General features: G+C 70.5%; 9 protein-coding genes. 6 read left to right on the top strand and 3 right to left on the bottom strand.

The genetic code is table 11. The features are described 5' to 3' along the window. The first annotated feature begins 325 nt into the window (after window positions 1-325). Both dibA and VL129_RS12275 read left to right on the top strand, forming a co-directional pair. Window positions 326-2,263 (top strand): phosphodiesterase DibA, encoded by a 1,938-nt coding sequence (gene dibA, locus VL129_RS12280; protein ID WP_325413104.1) that lies wholly within the window; start codon window positions 326-328, stop codon window positions 2,261-2,263. A gap of 125 nt (window positions 2,264-2,388) precedes the next feature. Beyond that, window positions 2,389-3,267, top strand: coding sequence for a DUF805 domain-containing protein (locus VL129_RS12275; protein WP_325413103.1), 879 nt, complete (start codon window positions 2,389-2,391; stop codon window positions 3,265-3,267). 80 nt (window positions 3,268-3,347) lie between these two features. On the opposite strand, the gene recD is transcribed toward VL129_RS12275, so the two are convergent. Genes recD through recC form a run of 3 tightly spaced genes read right to left on the bottom strand, consistent with a single transcriptional unit; the run spans window position 3,348 to window position 12,453 of the window. Beyond that, window positions 3,348-5,393, bottom strand: coding sequence for an exodeoxyribonuclease V subunit alpha (gene recD, locus VL129_RS12270; protein WP_325413102.1), 2,046 nt, complete (start codon window positions 5,391-5,393; stop codon window positions 3,348-3,350). Next, entirely contained in the window at window positions 5,390-9,013 is a 3,624-nt protein-coding gene (gene recB / locus VL129_RS12265; protein ID WP_325413101.1) for an exodeoxyribonuclease V subunit beta, read from the bottom strand. Before recB ends, recD begins: the two co-directional genes overlap by 4 nt. After that, window positions 9,010-12,453 (bottom strand): exodeoxyribonuclease V subunit gamma, encoded by a 3,444-nt coding sequence (recC, locus tag VL129_RS12260; protein WP_325413100.1) that lies wholly within the window; start codon window positions 12,451-12,453, stop codon window positions 9,010-9,012. The genes recB and recC overlap by 4 nt, the downstream gene beginning before the upstream one ends. Before the next feature lie 182 nt (window positions 12,454-12,635). Here recC and VL129_RS12255 point away from each other — a divergent pair, with 182 nt between their 5' ends. Genes VL129_RS12255 through VL129_RS12240 form a run of 4 tightly spaced genes read left to right on the top strand, consistent with a single transcriptional unit; the run spans window position 12,636 to window position 16,786 of the window. Then, a complete protein-coding gene (locus VL129_RS12255; protein WP_325413099.1) occupies window positions 12,636-13,253 on the top strand; it encodes a CDP-alcohol phosphatidyltransferase family protein in 618 nt (205 codons plus the stop codon). 26 nt (window positions 13,254-13,279) lie between these two features. Further along, the gene (locus tag VL129_RS12250) at window positions 13,280-15,034 is read left to right on the top strand and encodes a bifunctional alpha/beta hydrolase/class I SAM-dependent methyltransferase (protein WP_325413098.1); all 1,755 of its coding nucleotides are present in this window, start codon (window positions 13,280-13,282) and stop codon (window positions 15,032-15,034) included. Next, window positions 15,031-16,365: a phosphatase PAP2/dual specificity phosphatase family protein gene (locus VL129_RS12245; protein ID WP_325413097.1), complete on the top strand. Its 1,335-nt coding sequence runs from the start codon at window positions 15,031-15,033 to the stop codon at window positions 16,363-16,365. The genes VL129_RS12250 and VL129_RS12245 overlap by 4 nt, the downstream gene beginning before the upstream one ends. Beyond that, on the top strand, window positions 16,358-16,786 hold the full coding sequence (locus VL129_RS12240; protein WP_325413096.1) for a hypothetical protein: 429 nt from the start codon (window positions 16,358-16,360) through the stop codon (window positions 16,784-16,786). The genes VL129_RS12245 and VL129_RS12240 overlap by 8 nt, the downstream gene beginning before the upstream one ends. Window positions 16,787-16,795: the final 9 nt, after the last annotated feature.

Here is a 16,795-nt window from a genome sequence, read left to right as displayed (position 1 = left end):
TCCGGTTGGCCAGGCATTCGAACCTGTTACAAACCACAACAAAAGTTAGGTGCGGGTCTTTATGACAGAAAAAAATCGGGTTTTGAAGCCTACCGAAGGCCAATGTTGCGGTCGAAAAGGCGAGCCGGTTCACTCTTCGATGCGCCGGAGGGTTTCCGAGCGCCGGCCCTTCGCGGGTGTTCGCGGCATTCTGGCGCCAAGGTCCCGCCGTTTCGTTGCCACGGATCAAGCGACTGCGGATCGAAGGTAACTTTTCGCCAGTCGTCGCGCCGAGTGAACTTCCGTATACTGCCGCGCCTATTCCCGCCGGCGCTTGCAGTTCACTATGAAAGCGTTCCCGAATGCCCTCCTACTGACGGTGGGCTATGCCCTGGGCTCCACGCTCTGGGTTCTCCTCAGCAACCAGCTGTTGCTGCGCTGGCTTGGCCCCGGCGAGCAGTACTACGCCTGGCAGACCTACAAGGGTCTGATCTTCGTGGTCATCAGCACCCTGCTGCTCTACCTGTTCCTGCGCCTGCAACGCCGTCGACTCGATGACGAGCTGCAGGTGCGCCGCCAGCATGAAAACCGCCTGCGGCAATCGGCCGCCGTGTTCGACAACACCCTCGAAGGGGTGGTGATCACCAACACGCAGAACCGCATCATTCACGTGAACCGGGCCTTCGAGCGCATCACCGGCTACACCGAGGCCGAAGTGCTGGGCAACACGCCCAGCCTGTTCAAGTCCGGCCGTCACGACCGCAGCTTCTACAACATCGTCTGGGGCGAACTGCAGGCCCATGGCAGCTGGAGCGGCGAGATCTGGAACCGCCGCAAGAACGGCGAGATCTTTCCGCAATGGCAGCGAATCCATGCCATTCGCAACGAGTTCGACGAACTGACCCACTATGTGGCGATCTTCTCCGACATCAGCGCCATGAAGCAGACCCAGCAGGAGCTGGACCACCTGGCCCACCACGACCCGCTGACCGGGCTGCCCAACCGCCTGCTGTTCAACGAGCGCGTGCAGCACGCCCTGGAGCGCCGCACCAAGGGCCCGTCGGGGGGCTGCGTGCTGCTGCTGGACCTGGATCTGTTCAAGGACATCAACGAAAGCCTCAGCCACAGCACCGGCGACGAGGTGCTCAAGAAGGTGGCCGAGCGCCTGGCGGCGGTGGGCCAGGGCCTGACCGTGGCGCGCCTGGGCGGCGACGAGTTCGCCCTGCTCTGCGAGGACTGCGGCGGCGCGGAACAGGCCACGCGCCTGGCCGAAGCCGTGCTGCAAAGCCTGCACGCACCGTTCCAGATCGCCGGCGCCACGCTGTTCCTGACCACCAGCATCGGCATCGCGCTGTTTCCCGAGGATGGCACCCAGCTCGACCAGCTGATCCGCAACGCCGACTCCGCGCTGTTCAAGGCCAAGCACAGCGGCCGACAGACCTACGCCTTCTACACCCAGGAACTGACCCTGCAGGCGCGCCAGCGCATGGAGCTGGGCGCCGCGCTGCGCCAGGCCATCGAACAGAATCAGTTGCTGATCCACTTCCAGCCGATTCTCGATCTGCAAAGCGGCCATGTACGCGGCGTGGAAACCCTGGTGCGCTGGAAGCACCCGGTCCAGGGCATGATCCCGCCCGGCCATTTCATTCCGCTGGCAGAGGAAAACGGCCTGATCGCCGCCATCGACACCTGGGTGCTCGGCGCCGCCTGCCGGCAGATGCGCGCCTGGCAGGATGCGGGCGTCGATATCGACTTCATTGCGGTGAACGTTTCCAGCCGCCTGTTCAGCCGTGGCGAGCTGGAGGAGCACGTGCGCCGCGTGCTGGCGGAAACCGGACTGCGCTCCGGCTGCCTGGAGCTGGAAGTCACCGAGAGCGCGGTGATGCACGACCCGGACGCCGCCTGCGAGCAACTGCGGCGGCTGAGCAACCTCGGCGTGCGCCTGTCCATCGACGACTTCGGCACCGGTTATTCGTCGCTGCTGCGTCTGAAGAGCCTGCCGGTGGACAAGCTGAAGATCGATCAGGGCTTCATCGCCGGCCTGCCCGATGACGAGGACGACGCCGCCATCACCCGGGCGATCATCGCCCTGGCCAACAGCCTGGGCCTGGCCGTGGTGGCCGAAGGCATCGAGTCGCCCGCCCAGGCCGCGCTGCTGGCCCGCTACGGCTGCGGCCTCGGCCAAGGCTACTGGTTCGGCCGGCCTCTGCCGGCCGCCGAGCTGGACTGGCGCGTGCGGCCGTTGCCAAGGCAGAAGCTGGAAAGCCTGACGGTCAGGACCTAGGGCCACATCGTTTGTAGGAGGGGCTTCAGCCCCGATGCTGTTCGGGCGAACCCTCGCGACTGAAGCCGCTGCCACAGGTTTCGATGCGGGATAATCCCGCACTTCGACAGGAATACGGGGACGACATGGAGCAGTGGCTGGCCAACACGGGGCGGGCACTCACGCGCGGTTGCGGCGCAGTGCTGGTATTCCTGTTCTCCGATCTGCTGAGCGCCCACGGGCGCATCGGACGGGTGAAGCTCCTGGCGATCGCCTCCCTGGCCTGGTGGCCCGTGGTGCTGGTGGCCTTTCTGGTGGACTGGCTGAACGCCCCGACGTGGGTGGAATACCCGGCGATGCTGATTGCCTTCCTCTACCTGCTGTTCGCCGTTGCCGGGGCGGCGGCCCGACGATGGCATGATCTGGGGCGCAGCGGCGGCTGGTTCGTGCTGGCCAAACCGCTGTGGGCGATACTCGTGTCCGCGCCGGGACAACCCAAGGAAAACGAGTACGGCCCGCCACCGAACGACTCGGCGGCCTGGTATCTGGGCTTTCTGTTCTGGCCGCTGCTGTTCGCGGCGCAGCTGCTGTACGAAGTCATCAACCCCCTCGACAAGACGCTGGTCATGCACAACCACAGCGGCCGCGACTTCGACATGTTCTACCGGGTCGGTGAGGCGTGGGGCGACAGCAAGCGTCCCAAGTGCTGCGTGCGGGTCAGTGGCGACCCGCTGACGGTGCGCTGGCGAACTCGCCGCACGCCCGATTACCACACCGAGGTGGTGACCCACCTCAATCCGAAGCTGCTCGTCTATACGCCGGGGCACCACATTCTCGTCTATCAAGACCAGTGGGTGCGCACCATCGACACGGATGATCATGAGCGGCAGGTCGCCAACCCGCCGCGCCAGCCCGACGAGACGTTCCTGCATGTGCACTTCCTGCCCGACAACGAGGTGCGTCTGGCCTGGAGTCGGGACGCGCGCAGTCCGCTGGCCGCCGAGATGGCCGAGGCGGGGTGGTAGGAGCGGCTTCAGCCGCGATGCTTCTGGGTGGGTCCCGCAAGAGCATCGCGGCTGAAGCCGCTCCTACAAATTCCATCGCCCTATAGCTCCACCCCCAGCCCGCTGACCCGCCGTACCCGGCGCTGCACCGCCGCCTCGAACACCCCGGCGCGCGGTTCCACCAGGGTGAACCGTTCGCGGGCACGGGTGATGGCGGTGTACAGCAGTTCCTTGGTCAGCACCGGATTCAGGGCGTCCGGCAGCACCAGCGCGGTGTGGGCGAACTCCGAGCCCTGGGACTTGTGCACGGTCATGGCGAACACCGTCTCCACGGCGGTGAGGCGGCTGGGCAGCACGAAGCGCACGCCGCCGGAGCCGTCGTTGCGCGGGAAGGCCACCCGCAACAGCGGCGCGCCGTCCTGGCCGGGCAGGCGCAGGGCGATGCCGATGTCGCCGTTCATCAGGCCCAGCCCGTAATCGTTGCGGGTCACCAGCACCGGCCGGCCCTCGTACCATTCGTGGGCGGGATCGATCAGCCCCTGGCGCTGCAGTTCCTCCTGCACGCGCAGGTTCAGCCCCTGCACGCCCCAGTCGCCCTTGCGCAGCGCGCAGAGCAGGCGGAAGCGGTCGAAGGCGCCGAGCACCGAATTCGCCCAATCCTGCCAGGCCGGGCCGTTCAGCGGCTCCATGTCCAGCGGGCGCCCGGCCTGCAGCTCGCGCAGGTAATGCGCGTAGCCCGGCGCACCCTCATGGCCCTGGCTGATCAGCCGCGCCAGGGCGGCCGGCCCGCCGCGCAGGGCGTGCACGTCCGCCACGCCCTGTGCCAGCAGGCGGCGGGCGGCCGCGGCCTCCTGGCGATTGACCAGGCGCGCCAGCTGGCCGATGCCGCTGTCGGCGCCGAAGCGCCGCGAGTGGCGCAGCATCACCGTCTGCTGGGCCAGTGGGCGTCGGCCGGCCTCGCCCGGCAGTAGGCCCGGTTCGTCCAGCGGCCGGCCGGCCAACTGCTCCAGCCAGGCGCCAGTGGACGGATCGTAATGGCCGGCCTCCGCGTCACGGCACAGGTCGCCGAGCACCGCGCCGGCTTCCACCGAGGCCAGCTGGTCCTTGTCGCCGAGCAGGATCAGCCGCGCATGGGCCGGCAGGGCGTCGAGCAGGCGCGCCATCATTTCCAGGTCGATCATCGACGCCTCGTCCACCACCAGCACGTCCAACCCCAGCGGATTGCCGGCGTGGTGGCGGAACTGGCGGGTATCCGGGCGGCTGCCGAGCAGGCGGTGCAGGGTCAGCACCTCCTGGGGAATGGCCGCGCGCACCACCGCGTCCACCGCCAGCGTGCGCACCTGCTGGCCGATGGATTCGGTGAGCCGCGCCGCCGCCTTGCCGGTCGGCGCCGCCAGGCGGATGCGCAGCGCCTGCCCCGCCGCCACCGCCGGGGCCTGCAGCAGCGCCAGCAGGCGCACCACGGTGGTGGTCTTGCCGGTGCCGGGGCCGCCGGTGATCAGCGTGAAGCGACCGCGCACGGCCAGCGCGCAGGCGAGCTTCTGCCAGTCGACCCGCGCCGCGTCGGCGGCCGGGAACAGCGCATCCAGCCGCGCGGGCAGGTCGTCCGGCACGGCCAGCGGCTCGGCCAATCGCTGGCGCAGGCTGTGCGCCACGCGCTGTTCGTAGTTCCAGTAGCGGCGCAGGTACAGGCGGCCGTCGCACAGCAGCAGCGGGCGGGCCTGCTGCGCCGGATCGCCACCCTGCCACTGCTCGACCAGCGCGCTGGCGGCCAGCGCCGCCTGCCACTGCGCCAGGTCCAGGCCGGCGAGCAGTTGCGACGGCAGGCGCGTTTCACCGGCCTGTTCCCCTTCGGGCGGAAGGGACAGTGCGAAATCCGGTTCGTCGAGGGTGACGGCCAGGTCCAGACACACATGACCCTGGCCCAACTGGTGACTGGCCAGCGCGGCGGCCAGCAACAGCAGCGGCGAGGCCTGTGGCTCGCGTTCGCGCAGGAAACCGACGAAGGCGCGGTCCAGCGGCCGCAACCAGCCACGGCGCACCCACAGATCCAGTTGGGCGATCAATTGATCGCGCTCGCTCAGCACCTGGGAAAGCAGGGGATAGGCCTCGTCGCGCAGTTGCCGGGCCAACAGATCGAGATTCATGGGCAGACCTCCGCATGGCCGGCAAACAGGCGATCCAGCGCCTCGATCAGCGCGCGTGGCGGCCGTTCGGCATGCACGCCGTGGGCGCCACCGCGCAGGAACAGGTACAGCGCGCCGCCCATGTGCCGCTCGTAGTCGTAGTCGGGCAGGCGCGCCTTGAGCTGGCGGTGCAGGGCCAGCAGGTAGAGCACGTACTGCAGGTCATAGCGCTTCTCCAGCACGGTCCGGCGCATGGCCTCGGCGTCATAGGCGAGCGTGTCGCCGCCCAGCCAGTTGGACTTGTAGTCGGCCACGTAGTAGCGCCCCTCGAACTCGAACACCAGGTCGATGAAGCCCTTGAACAGGCCGTTCAGCCGGCTCGGCGCCAGCGCCGGGCGCGGCGCGCCGTCGAGGGTGTGGGCGCGCACCAGGGCATCGAGGCGCTGCACGTCCACCTGGCGGCTGGAGAACCAGAACTCCATCTCCACCTGGTAGTGGCCGAGATCGGCCAGACGCAGCGGCTGATCGCCGGGGGTCAGCGGCACCTGCAGATAGTCCCCGAGCCAGGCGTCCAGCGGCTCGATCCATTGCTGCCAGCCGCGCAGCTGGCAGCGGCGGGCGAGCATTTCGCGCCGCGCGGCGGGGTTGTCCAGCGCCTCGGCGAAGCCCTCGCGACCGGCCCATTCCAGCAGGCCGTGCAGGAAGGTGCCGGGCTGCGGGCCGCGCGGGAAACGGTGCAGCTCGGCGCCCTCGGCCGCGCCGGCGAACTCGCGGCTTTCCGCATCGTCGTCGTGGATCTTCTGGGCGGCCGGACTGTCCGGGGCCTCGAGCGGCTCGAGCACGTCGTCGCCGGCCAGCGCCAGGGCGCTGTAGGAGGCGATCCACCAGTGTTCCAGGGCGCGCCGTTTGGGCAGGCGCGCCTGCAGCGCGGCGTTGTCGGCGGCCGGCGGCGAGAAGCGTTGCTCGTCGGGCGACGGCGGCGCGGCCAGCTGGATACCGGAATCGGCGGCCCGCAGCGCGCCCAGCCTGGGCGCCAGCTCGAAGGGCTCGCCGCCGGCCAGCACGTAGCCGATGGCCGAACGGTGCAGGCAGGACTCCTTGCCCTGGCGACGCTTGAGCTCGGCCAGCCCCAGCCAGCAGGCGTGCCGGGCGCGGGTCAGCGCCACGTACAGCAGACGCAGGTCCTCGCCCAGGCGCTCGCGGTCGGCGCGGTCCACGGCGGCGGCGTCCGGGCGCAGGTCCACCCGCAGCTCGCCCTGCCCGTCGTGGTAGCGCAGCGGCGGCTCGCCCTCCACCGGGCGGTGCGAGCAGATGAACGGCAGGAACACCAGCGGGTATTCCAGGCCCTTGGACTTGTGGATGGTCACCACGCGCACCAGCGCGTCATCGCTTTCCAGGCGCAGGATCTGCTCCTCGGCGCCCTGCCCCTGGCCGTCCAGGTGTTCGGCCAGGTGGCGGATCAGCGCCTGCTCGCCGTCCAGCTCGCCGGCGGCCTGCTGCAGCAGCTCGGCCAGGTGCAGCAGGTTGGTCAGCGCGCGTTCGCCGTCGTCGCCGGCCATCAGCCGCTGCGGCAGCGCGAAGTCCTGCATCAGGTGGCGCAGCATCGGCAGCACGCCCTGCCGGCGCCATTGCTGGCGGTAGCCGCGGAACTGCATGACCCGCGCTTCCCAGGCCAGTTCGTCCTCGGTGAGCGCGTGCAGCTCGGCCAGCGCGCGGCCGAGGGTGACGGTGGCCAGCGCGGCGCGCAGCAGGCGCTCGTCGTCCGGCTCGGCGCAGGCGCGCAGCCAGGCCAGCACGTCGGCGGCCTCCTGGCTGTCGAACACCGAACTCTTGTCCGACAGGTAGACGCTGCGCACCCCGCGCCGCGCCAGCTGCTGGCGGATGGCCCGGGCTTCGCGGCCGTCGCGCACCAGCACGGCGATGTCCGCCGGACACAGCGGCTGCAACGTGCCGTCGGCGCGCCGGAAACCGGCCTGGCCGACCAGGCCGAGGGTGAGCAGCCGGGTGATCTGCGTGGCGCTGGCGGCGGCCAGTTCGCGCCGGTAGCGCTCGCCGCTGATCGGCGCCGATTCGGCCAGGTGCCAGAGGGTCATCGCCGGCTGGGCCTGCCCGTCGATCTCCAGCGTTTCCGCACGGCCGCGCGCGGCCACGCGGTGGAACGGCAGCGGGTTGCCCGCCTCGCCCTTGAACAGGAAGGCGCCCCGCGGCTGCCGCTCGGCGAACTGGAACAGGCCGTTGACCGCCTCGACCAGCGCCGTGCTGGAGCGGAAGTTGGTGTCCAGGCTGTGGTGGCGGCCTTCGGTGGCGGCGCGCGCCTTCAGGTAGGTGAAGATGTCAGCGCCGCGGAAGGCGTAGATCGCCTGCTTGGGGTCGCCGATCAGCAGGATGGCGCAGTCCTCGCGCGCCTCGCCGATGCCGTAGATGCGCTGGAAGATGCGGTACTGCAGCGGGTCGGTGTCCTGGAATTCGTCGATCAGCGCCATGGGGAACTGCCGGCGGATCACCTCGGCCAGCCGCGCGCCGCTGTCGCCGGCCAGCGCGGCGTCCAGGCGGGTGAGCATGTCGTCGAAGCCGATCTGCGCGCGCTGGCGCTTTTCCCGGTCGAAGCGCTGTTCGATCCACTGCACGGCATGACGCAGCAGCGCCTCGTCGGGATCGGCCAGTTCGGCCAGGGCTTCGCGCAGCTCGGCGATGGCCTGCAGGCAGGGATGTTCGAAAGGCGTGCCCTGCTTCCAGACCTCCAGCAGGCCGTCCGCGGTCAGCCGCGCAAAGCCGGTGCCGAGATCCAGCTTCACCGCCTCGGGATCGCTGGCCCAGGCCTTGAGCGCGTCGCACCAGCCGTTGTACCAGCGCGCCTGCAGGCGACGGCCGTCCACGACCTTGCGGGCGCAGGCGTCATCCAGCAGCGTGCGCAGCTCCTCGGCCCACAGCGCCCAGGGTTCCTTGAGCGCGGCCAGGCGCTGGCCACGCTCGGCCAGCGCGGTTTCGATCAGCGCGCGGATATCGGCATGCGCCACGCCGAGGCTCAGCCCGAGCAGCGGCCGCACCCGCTCGCGCAGCGCGGCGGGGCTGCCCCAGTGCTGGTGCACCCAGGCCAGCGCGGCGCCGCGCAGCGGGTAGAAGTGTGCGCGCCAGAAGTCGTTCACCACCTCGGCCAGCAGGTCGCTCTGGTCGGTTTCCAGGGTCTGGGTGAACAGGCTGCCGCTGTCGAAGGCATGCTCGCGCAGCATGCGCTGGCACCAGCTGTGGATGGTGGACACGGCGGCCTCGTCCATCCACTGCGCGGCGGTGTCCAGGCGCAGGGCGCAGCGCGGCCAGTCGGTTGGCGGGTATTCGTTGCGCAGGGCGACCAGCAGCTCGTCCGGGTCGGCCAGTTCACCTCGGAAATGCCGGGCGCTCTGCGCCAGGCGCGTGCGGATGCGGTCACGCAGCTCCTGGGTGGCCGCTTCGGTGAAGGTCACCACGAGGATCTCCGGCGGCAGCAGCGAACGGCCGAAGCCGCGTGCTTCGCCGCCGTGGCCGAGCACCAGGCGCACGTACAGTGCGGAGATGGTGAAGGTCTTGCCGGTGCCGGCGCTGGCCTCGATCAGCCGGCTGCCCTTGAGCGGCAGGTCCAGCGCCAGGTTGGGTTTGTCACTCATGCCGGCACCTCCAGTGCCTGCCAGTCGGCCGCCACCAGCGGGCCGTACAGGGCGTTCCACAGATCGCGTGCGCCGTCGACCGCCAGCAGGCTGTCGTAGTCGGCGAAGTAGCGGCGCAGGTCGGCGCTTTCGTCGCGCTCGCCGGGCGTCCGGAAGGCGCCTTCATAGGCGCTGCGGCCCGCCTCGTCGGCGCCTTCCAGCAGGTAGGCGCAGGCGGTCTTCGGCGCCAGTGGCAGCGGTTGCTGCAGGTTGCGCAGCCAGGCATCCAGCAGCGCGCGCAGCGCGCTTTCCGCCGTTGCCACGGGCAGCGGCGCCAGCAGCAGGCCGCCGTCGCTGCCGAGCAGGACGGTGTGCAGCGGCACGCGACCGGCGCTGGCCAGCAGGTGCGCTACCCAGGGGCGCATCAGGTGGTGCCATTTGCGCTTCTTCGGCTGCAGGCCCAGCGCGCCGGGCTGCACCCGCAGGCTGAGCAGTTCGCCCAGGGCATTGCGGCGCAGCCCGGGCAGCCAGCCGCCAACCGTCAGCTCGCCGTGCTGGAAGCTCACCGCCTGGGGCGAGGCCACCGCCTCGGGCCACAGCGTCAGCAGATGCCGGCGGGCCTCCAGCAGGTCCGGCAGCGGTTCCAGCAGCGCCGCGCCATGCAGCTCGCCGAACCCGGACAGCGGCAGCAGGCCGCTGCGCTGCAGCAGCGCGGCCTGCTGGTGCAGACGCTGGCGGACAGCCTCCGCGTCTGCCTCGTCGAGGGCCGCGCGCAGCAGCGCGTCGCGCAGCGTGTGGCGCTGCAGGCCGTCCAGCTCGAAGCATTCCGCATCCGGCGGCGGCGGGTCGCCGTCGCGCAGGTGGAGCTTCAGGCGCAGCTGATGGAACTGGCGCAGCGGGTTGCGCAGGAAGTCCTGCAGGGTTTCCAGCTCGAGGGCGCCGTCCACCGGGTACGGCGGCAGGTCGCCTTCCGGCTGCTTGCCCGCTTCACCCTGGTGCAGCGCCAGCCATTCGCCGGCGTAGCTGAACAGCTCGCCATCGGCGCCGAAATACGCGGCGTTGAACGGCTGCAGCGGGTGTTCGCAGGTCAGCGCCGCGAGCAGCGCTTCGTCATCATCTTCCCGGCCGGCCAGCCGCCAGCCGGCGGCCAGGTGGTCGCGCAGCTGACCGATCAGCACCGACGGCGGCTTCGCGCTGTTGTCGCGCACGCTGCGGCCGATCCAGCTGACGTACAGCTGCTCGCGCGCCGAGAGCAGAGCTTCGAGCAGCAGGTAGCGGTCGTCCTCGCGACGCGAGCGGTCGCCGGGGCGGTAGTCGCCGCCCATCAGGTCGAAGTCCAGTGGCGCCTGGGTGCGCGGGTAGTCGCCGTCGTTCATGCCCAGCAGGCAGACCACGCGGAACGGAATGGCGCGCATCGGCATCAGGGTGCAGAAGTTCACCGCGCCGCTGAGGAAGCGCTGGCCGAGGCTGGGCTGGTCCAGCGCGCCGAGCCAGGCCTCGCGCACCACGGTGAGCGGCAGTTCCTCGTGCAGCCCGGCCTCGCGGCACTGCTCCAGCCAGCCCTCCAGGGCCTGGAGCAACTGGCTGAGCAGCAGCTCGTCCTGCTCGTCGCTCGGGCGCAGGAACACCTCCAGCAGCGCACGCAGGCGTTCGCCCCACTGCGGCGCGGTGGCCGGCCGGGAGAGTTCCCGCCAGGCCAGCTGCAGGCGCTCGACCAGGGTGACCAGCGGGCCGAGCAGCGCCGCATCCAGACCGCCGATCTCGGCGTAGGGCTCGATGCCGTCCAGCGGCGCGCCCTCGCCTACCGCGTAGCCGAGCAGCATGCGACGCAGGCCAAACAGCCAGCTGTTCTGCTCCAGATTCGCCGGCACGCCGAAGCGCTGGCGCTGCGCGGCGTCCAGCCCCCAGCGCACGCCGGCGCCCTCGATCCAGCGGTGCAGCTGCGGCAGGTCGCCCTCGGCGATGGCAAAGCGCGCGCGCAGCGCCGGCACGTCCAGCAGGTCGAGGATCTCGCTGACCGCGAAGCGGCTGTCCGGCAGGTTGAGCAAATGCTCGACGGCGATCAGCAGCGGCTCGCGGCCGCGCCGACCCTGGTCGGCCAGGGTGAAGGGGATGAAGCGCGCATCGTCGCGACCGAGCCGACCGAACACCGCCTGGATGTGCGGGGTGTAGCGGTCGATGTCCGGCACCATGACGATCACGTCGCGCGGATGCAGGCCGGGGTCGGCGCTGAAGCGTGCCAGCAGCTGGTCGTGGAGGATCTCCACCTCGCGCTGCGGGCTGTGGGCGATGTGGAAGCGCAGCGAGCGGTCCCGCTGCGGCTCCAGCGCGGGCCAGCGTTCGCGGGTCTCGGCCAGCGGGCGCAGTTCGAGGATGTCGTCCTGCAGCTGGCCGAGCAGCGTGGCCGGCGCGTCCTCGCTGAACAGGTCGATGCGCTGGGCAGGAAACAGCGCGCGGTAATCGTCGGGGCTGTCGTAGCTGTCCAGCAGGTTGATGTAGTCGCGGCCCTGCTTGCCCCAGGCGGCCAGCAGCGGCTGGGCGTGCTGGTGCAGCAGCTCGGCCGGCAGGTCGGCGGGCATGTCGGGACGCCGCTGCTGGCGGCGGTACTGATGGCGCAGCAAATCCTTGTCGGCCACGATGTCCGCCCAGTGATGACGGCTGGGGTTGTGCACGCAGAGCAGCACCTGGCTGAAGCGCGCCAGGGCGCCGAGGGCTTCCAGCGCCTGGGCCGGCAGCGAGGAAATGCCGAACACGATCACCCGGCGCGGCAGGCCGCGCGGCGCTTCGTTCAGCTCGCGCAGCCGGGCGAGGAAGCGCCGGTGCACGCCGGCGCGGCTCTGCGCCAGGCCCTCGGCGCCCACGTCGGCGAGCAGCGCGCGCCACAGTTCGGCCTGCCAGCGCTGTTCCTCGCCCAGCGCCTGCTGCTGGCCGTTGGCCTTGCGCAACTGGTCGCGGCCGGCGGCCCAGTCCTCCAGCCAGTCGGCGCGGTATACCTGATACTGGTCGAACAGGTCGGCCAGGCGCTCGGCCAGCTGGTGGCGCTTGCGCAGGTCGTCGTCCTCGGCGAGGAAGCGGCGCAGCGGGGTGAAGCTGTCGCGCTCCAGCAGCGCCGGCAGCAGGCGCATCAGCCGCCAGGTCAGCGGGCCCTTGTCGAGCACGGACACACGGGGAATCGCCTCGCGGCCGAGCACCGTGCGGTAGGCCTGCCAGAGAAAGGCGGCCGGCAACTGCACGTCGATGGCCGCGGCGATGCCGCAGCCGCCGCCGTCCTCGCGCGGGTCCTCGGCCAGCGCCTGCTTGAGCCACTGCGCCACGCCGTTGCTGTGCACCAGCACCACTTCGTTTTCCAGCGGGCGCAGCGGGTAGCGCCCCATCCAGGCCACCGCCAGTTCGCGCAGCGCGTCCAGGCGGTTGCCGTGGACGATCATGAAGCCGGGCGTCAGGGGCTGATCTGCGGTCATGGAGTGTCCTCATCCTCGAAGACCGCCATGGTAGTGGCTAAGCGCGACGGGACACAGGCTGGACGGACGGACAGGTAAAGTTTTCGCACGGATACGCGGGCCACATTCCTGCGCTGGCGCAAACGCGCAGTCATGGCGCATGGCTATACTGGCCCGCCCATCGGCCCCGACACACCTCTGCCATGCCCTCCATCTACCAGCTCAAACCCCGTTTCCAGGCCCTGTTGCGCCCGCTGGTGCGGCGCCTGCACGGCGCCGGGATCACCGCCAACCAGGTCACCCTGGCCGCCTGCGCCGGCTCGCTGGCGATTGCCGCGCTGGTGGCGGTTTTTGCCGAACAGCGCTGGCTGTTCGCGCTGATTCCGCTGTGGATGTTCCTGCGCATGGCGCTGAACGCCATCGACGGCATGCTCGCCCGCGAGTTCGACCAGCAGACCGCCCTGGGCGCCTACCTCAACGAGCTGTGCGACCTGGTCTCGGACACCGCGCTCTACCTGCCCTTCGTGCTGCTGCCCGGCGTGAGTCCGGCGTGGCTGGGGCTGGTGCTGCTGCTCGCGCTGCTCAGCGAGTACGCCGGGGCGATGGGCCCGCTGGCCGGCGCCTCGCGCCGCTACGATGGCCCGATGGGCAAGAGCGACCGGGCCTTCTGCTTCGGCGTGCTGGGCGCCGGGGTCGCCGCCGGCCTGCTGCCGGCGGCCTGGATCAACGGCGTACTGCTGCTGCTCGCCGCCCTGCTGCTGCTCACGCTGGTCAACCGGGTACGCCTGGGCGTGGCGCAGGTGGCGGCCGCCAGGGACTGATTGTTTCATCGAAAGGATTTCTCACGATGCGCGACTACCAGAAACACACCTTCGCCAGCCACGACGGCCTGGAACTCTTCTACCGCCACTGGCCGGCGACCGACACTGGCCAGCCGCGCCGCGCCCTGGTGCTGTTCCACCGTGGCCACGAGCATTCCGGGCGCATGGCGCACCTGGCCGACGAGCTGGACCTGCCGGGCTTCGACATCTTCGCCTGGGACGCCCGCGGCCTCGGCCAGTCGCCCGGCCCGCGTGGCGACAGCCCGAGTTTCGGCACCAGCGTGCGCGACGTGCAGAGCTTCATCGCCCACCTGCGCGACCAGCACGACATCGCCGAGCAGGACATGGTGGTGCTGGCGCAGAGTGTCGGCGCCGTGCTGGTGGCCACCTGGGCCCATGACTACGCGCCGAACATCCGCGCCCTGGTGCTCGCCTCGCCGGCGTTCAGGGTCAAGCTGTACGTGCCCTTCGCCCGCCCAGGTCTGAAACTGCTGAGTGCGCTGCGCGGCAATTTCTTCGTCAACAGCTACGTCAAGGCGCGCTTTTTGACCCACGACCCGGCGCGCATCGCCAGCTTCGAGGCCGACCCGCTGATCACCCGACCGATCTCGGTGAACCTGCTGCTCGGCCTGTACGAGGCCGCCGAACGGGTGGTGGCCGATGCCCAGGCGATCCAGATTCCCACCCAGCTGCTGGTTTCCGGCGCCGACTTCGTGGTGCACCGCCGGCCGCAGGAACAGTTCTTCGAGCGCCTGGGCACCCTGCGCAAGGAATTGCACGTGCTGCCCGGCTTCTTCCACGACACCCTGGGCGAGCGCGACCGGGGGCCGGTACTGGAGCGAGTCAGGCGCTTCGTGCTCCAGCAGTTCGAGCAGCCGCCGGCGCGGCCCGCGCTGCTGGACGCCGACCGCCTCGGCGCCAGCTGCGCGGAGGCCGAGGCGCTGGCCACGCCGCTGCCGGCGCACTCGCCGCGCGGCCTGTACTGGCGTCTGACCCGCGCCGGCCTGAAGGTCGGCGCGCGGCTGTCGCGGGGCGTGAAGCTGGGCTTCGACACCGGCTTCGATTCCGGCAGCACGCTGGACTACGTGTACCGCAACACCCCCAGCGGACTGGGCGGCCTCGGCCGGGCGATCGACAAGACCTATCTGGACTCCATCGGCTGGCGCGGCATCCGCCAGCGCAAGCTGCATGTCGAGGAACTGCTGCGCCTGGCCATGGCACGGCTGCGCGCACAGGGCCGGCCGGTGCATATCCTCGATATCGCCGCCGGGCATGGCCGCTACATCCTCGAAGCGCTGCAGGGGGTCGAGCCACTGCCCGAGTCGATCCTGCTGCGCGATTACAGCGAACTCAACGTGCGCGACGGGCAGGCACTGATCGAGGCCAAGGGCTTGGGCCAGATCGCCCGTTTCGTCAAAGGCGACGCCTTCGACTGCGCCGACCTGGCCGGCGTGGAACCCCGGCCGAGCCTGGCGGTGGTCTCCGGCCTGTATGAGCTGTTCGGCGACAACCAGTTGGTCGGCAATTCCCTGGCCGGGCTGGCCGCCGCCGTGCCGCCGGGTGGCTACCTGGTGTACACCGGCCAGCCCTGGCACCCGCAGCTGGAGCTGATCGCCCGCGCCCTGACCAGCCACCGCGACGGCCAGCCGTGGGTGATGCGCCGGCGCAGCCAGGCGGAGATGGACCAACTGGTCGCCGCCGCCGGTTTTCGCAAGCTGGAACAGCGCATCGACGAGTGGGGCATCTTCAGCGTATCGCTGGCCCAGCGGGTGGACGGATGACTGCGTCCCGCCCCTGGCGCCGCGCGCTGGGCTGGCTGACGCTGCTGGCGCCGTTCTTCTTCGCCAGCTACGGGCTGGCCACCTGGGTGACCAGCCAGCGCGACGACGTCGGCAGCCTGGTGTTCGCCTGGGAAAGCCACATGCCGTTCTGGGCCTGGAGCATCGTGCCCTACTGGTCGATCGACCTGCTCTACGGCCTGTCGCTGTTCCTCTGTTTGACCCGTCTGGAGCTGGACCGCCACGCCCTGCGCCTGCTCACCGCGCAGCTGGTGGCGGTGGCCTGCTTTCTGCTCTGGCCGCTGCGTTTCACCTTCAGCCGCCCGGAGATGGACGGCGTGTTCGGCCTGCTGTTCGAGCTGCTCGGCGCCTTCGACAAGCCGTTCAATCAGGCTCCTTCGCTGCACATCGCGCTGCTGGTGATTCTCTGGGTCTGCTATGCCCGGCATGTGCCGGGACCGTGGCGCTGGCTGCTGCATGGCTGGTTCGCACTGATCGGCGTCTCCGTGCTCACCACCTGGCAGCACCATTTCATCGACCTGCCCACCGGCGCGCTGCTCGGCTGGCTGTGCGTCTGGCTGTGGCCGCAGCAAGGACCGAGCCCGCTGCGCCAGGCGCGCCTCGCCGTATCCCCGGAACGCCGGCGCCTGGCGCTGCGCTATGCGCTGGGCGGCGCCCTGTGCGCCGTTCCGGCGTTTGCGCTGGGCGGCGCCTGGTTGTGGCTGTGCTGGCCGGCCGTGGCGCTGCTGCTGGTGGCGCTGAACTACGCGCTGCTCGGTGCGCAAGGGTTTCAGAAGGGCGCCGATGGCCGGCTGAGCACGGCGGCCGGCTGGCTGCTGGCGCCCTATCTGCTCGGCGCCTGGCTGAATTCCCGCCTGTGGACATTTCGCCGGCCGGCGCCGGATGAGGTGTGCGACGGCGTCTGGCTGGGCCGGCTGCCCAGCGCGCGCGAGCTGGCGCGCAGCCCGTTCCGCTCCGTGGTGGATCTCTGCGCCGAGCTGCCGCTTACCCCACAGGGCCGCCACTACCGCTCGATTCCGGTGCTCGATCTGACCGCGCCGAGCCTCGACGATTGCCTGGCGGCGGCCGAGGCCATCGAGCAGGCGCGCCGGCAGGGGGCCACGCTGGTGTGCTGCGCCCTCGGCTACTCGCGCAGCGCCACCGCGCTGGCCGCCTGGCTGCTGCTCAGTGGTCGCGCCGCCGACGTGGACGCCGCGCTGGCCCTGCTGCGCGGCGCCCGGCCGCGCATCGTGCTGCACGAAGCGCATCTGCGCGTGTTGCGGCAACTGCCGGCACGCCACGCGGTTCTTCCAGCGGAGCCGGTAGATGTCTGAGCCTTGCGCCGCCGTGTGCGCCAGCCTGCTGCGCCAGGGCCGCACGCTGGAGCGGGCCAGCCGCCTGCTGGGGCTGACCGGTCTGCTGGCCGGCGGCGCCCAGGCGTTGAGCGGTCCGCCGCACTTGCCGTTCGGCCTGCTCTGCCTGGGCGTGTTCCTGCTCTGGCTGGCGCAGCTCTACTGGGCGCTGCGGGTGGCCTTCGACGCCGAGCTGTTCGACCGGCTGGCCGGTAGCGACACCCCGTTGCCGACTCTCGATGGCGCGCTGCGCGAACTGGGCCTGAAACCGGCCGCCCAGGACAGCCGCACGCTGCCGGCCCGTTGCCAGGCCGCGCTGCGCCTGCTGCGCAGGCAGGGCGTGCTGCTGGCTGCCCAGGGACTGCTGGCCGGCGCTGCGCTGCTGGCCGTTCTGACGATCTGAAGGAATCCA

The organism is Pseudomonas sp. (assembly GCF_035497915.1).
Classification (GTDB): Bacteria; Pseudomonadota; Gammaproteobacteria; order Pseudomonadales; family Pseudomonadaceae; genus Serpens.
The sequence above is the reverse complement of the archived record's forward strand: the minus strand, read 5'-3'. Positions and strand labels throughout refer to the sequence as shown.

Coding starts and splice junctions, on each gene's coding strand:
- dibA (WP_325413104.1), top strand. CDS start 326: ATGAAAGCGTTCCCGAATGCCCTCCTACTGACGGTGGGCTATGCCCTG.
- VL129_RS12275 (WP_325413103.1), top strand. CDS start 2,389: ATGGAGCAGTGGCTGGCCAACACGGGGCGGGCACTCACGCGCGGTTGC.
- recD (WP_325413102.1), bottom strand. CDS start 5,393: ATGAATCTCGATCTGTTGGCCCGGCAACTGCGCGACGAGGCCTATCCC.
- recB (WP_325413101.1), bottom strand. CDS start 9,013: ATGAGTGACAAACCCAACCTGGCGCTGGACCTGCCGCTCAAGGGCAGC.
- recC (WP_325413100.1), bottom strand. CDS start 12,453: ATGACCGCAGATCAGCCCCTGACGCCCGGCTTCATGATCGTCCACGGC.
- VL129_RS12255 (WP_325413099.1), top strand. CDS start 12,636: ATGCCCTCCATCTACCAGCTCAAACCCCGTTTCCAGGCCCTGTTGCGC.
- VL129_RS12250 (WP_325413098.1), top strand. CDS start 13,280: ATGCGCGACTACCAGAAACACACCTTCGCCAGCCACGACGGCCTGGAA.
- VL129_RS12245 (WP_325413097.1), top strand. CDS start 15,031: ATGACTGCGTCCCGCCCCTGGCGCCGCGCGCTGGGCTGGCTGACGCTG.
- VL129_RS12240 (WP_325413096.1), top strand. CDS start 16,358: ATGTCTGAGCCTTGCGCCGCCGTGTGCGCCAGCCTGCTGCGCCAGGGC.